Annotated in this window: 2 protein-coding genes; both read left to right on the top strand. The window is 69.2% G+C overall.

What is annotated here, in order from left to right:
• The coding region (locus E1300_RS49065) for a phosphopantetheine-binding protein (protein WP_242619910.1) at positions 1 to 688 on the top strand (688 nt) is incomplete at its 5' end.
• 3 nt (positions 689 to 691) lie between these two features.
• Positions 692 to 2308: type I polyketide synthase (locus E1300_RS49060; protein WP_207400452.1), on the top strand; the 1617-nt coding region annotated here is incomplete at its 3' end.

Here is a 2308-nt window from a genome sequence, read left to right as displayed (position 1 = left end):
GACCACCCACCTCACCCACACCGACCACCAACGCCTCCACAACGCCGGCGTCACCCCTCTCACGACCCCGACCGCCCTCGCCCTCCTCGACGCCGCGCTGGCCACGCCCCACCCGAGCCCGATCGCGGCTCGGCTCCGGCACGCCCGCCAACAGCCGGCCCGTACACGGAACACGTCCGCTGGGCCGCGCTCCCTGAAGCAGCGGATCACTCGGCTTCCCGAGGCGGAACGGCACACCGCTCTCGTGGACCAGGTCCGTACCCAGGTCGCCGCCGTCCTCGGGCATATCGACGCCGACGTCATCCGCCCCGAGGACGTCTTCCGGGAGCTGGGTCTTGATTCGCTGACCGCCGTGGAGCTGCGCAACCGGCTCAACACGGCCACCGGCCTTCGGCTGCCCGCCACGCTGGCCTTCGACCACCCCACCCCGAACGCGGTGGCGGCCTACCTGTTGACGCGATTGGCGCCCGCGGCCGCCACTCCGCTGTCGGCGCAACTCGACGCGCTTGAGGACGCCGTTGCGCGGCTGGGCACCGACGGCGAGGAAGGGGCGAAGGTCAGGGCGCGGCTCCGGGCGATCCTCTCGCGCCTTCCGGCCGCGGACGAGACGGACACGACCCTGGAAAGGATCATGTCCGCCACTCCTCAAGAAGTCATCGCACTCATCGACCGAGGTCTGGAGGGATGACCGATGGTTCGCGAGGAGAAGCTGGTCGAGTACCTCAAGCGGGTGTCCGCCGAGCTCCATGAGGCACGGTCGCGGTTGCGCGACGCGGAGGCGGCCCGGACGGAACCCATCGCGATCATCGGCATGGGGTGCCGGTTCCCGGGCGGAGTCGGCTGCCCTGACGGCCTGTGGGAACTGGTCGCCGAGGGCCGCGACGCCATCAGCGCCTTCCGTCCCGACCGGGGCTGGGACCTCAACGCGCTCTACCATCCCGACCCCGACCACCCCGGCACCTGCTACACCCGGCACGGCGGATTCCTCGACGACCCGGGCGGCTTCGACGAGGCGTTCTTCGGGATCAGCCCGCGTGAAGCCGCCGCGATCGACCCTCAGCAGCGGCACCTTCTCGAAACGGCCTGGGAGACCGTGGAGAACGCGGGCATCGACCCCACCAGCCTGCGCGGGACGGTCACCGGGGTGTTCACCGGGGTGGCAGATCAGAACTATGGTCCGCGCAACAGCCCCGCACCCGACGCCGAGGGGTATCTGCTCATCGGCAACACCACGAGTGTGGCGTCCGGCCGGATCGCTTACAGCCTCGGGCTGGAAGGCGCGGCCATCACCATCGACACCGCCTGCTCCTCATCCCTGGTCGCCGTGCATCTGGCCTGCCAAGCCCTCCGGCGTGGGGAATGCACTCTGGCGCTGGCAGGGGGCGCGACGGTGATGGCGACCCCGCTTCCCTTCATCGAGTTCTCCAGACAGCGCGGCCTGGCACCGGACGGCCGCTGCAAGCCCTTCTCCGCCTCGGCCGACGGCTTCGGACTTGCCGAGGGGGCGGGCCTGGTCCTGCTGGAGCGGTTGTCGGACGCCGAGCGCAACGAGCACCAGGTACTGGCGGTCATCCCCGGTTCGGCCATCAACCAGGACGGCGCCAGCAACGGCCTCACCGCACCCAACGGACCCGCCCAGGAACGCGTCATCCGCGCCGCCCTCACCAACGCCCACCTATCGCCTCAAGACATCGATGCGGTGGAAGCCCACGGCACCGGCACCACCCTCGGCGACCCCATCGAAGCCCACGCCCTCCACAACACCTACGGCACCAACCGCCCCCAAAACCGGCCCCTATTCCTCGGCTCCATCAAATCCAACATCGGCCACACCCAAGCAGCCGCCGGCATCGCCGCCATCATCAAAATGGTCCACGCCCTCAAGCACGGACTGCTCCCACAGACCCTGCACATCACCGAGCCGACCCCCCACATCGACTGGAACAGCAGCGGCCTACAACTACTGAACCAGCCCCTCGACTGGCCCGAGACCAGGCATCCGCGTACCGCCGCCATCTCCTCCTTCGGCATCAGCGGCACCAACGCCCACCTCATCCTCCAACAACCCCCCAACACCCCCCAAGCCACACCGGACCCTCCAGACACACAGGAATCGGTGCCACTGGTACTGACGGCCAAAACCCAAACGGCTCTGCGAGCCCAGGCCCGACGACTGCACGACCACCTCGCCAGTCACGATGACCTCGATCTGGTCACTGTGTCTCACACCCTGGCCGTAGGCCGCGCCACCCACCCCCACCGCGGCACCGTCATCGCCCGCGACCACACCCAAACACTCCACGCCCTC

Source organism: Actinomadura fibrosa (genome assembly GCF_900659615.1).
GTDB lineage: Bacteria > Actinomycetota > Actinomycetes > Streptosporangiales > Streptosporangiaceae > Spirillospora > Spirillospora fibrosa.
The sequence above is the reverse complement of the archived record's forward strand: the minus strand, read 5'-3'. Positions and strand labels throughout refer to the sequence as shown.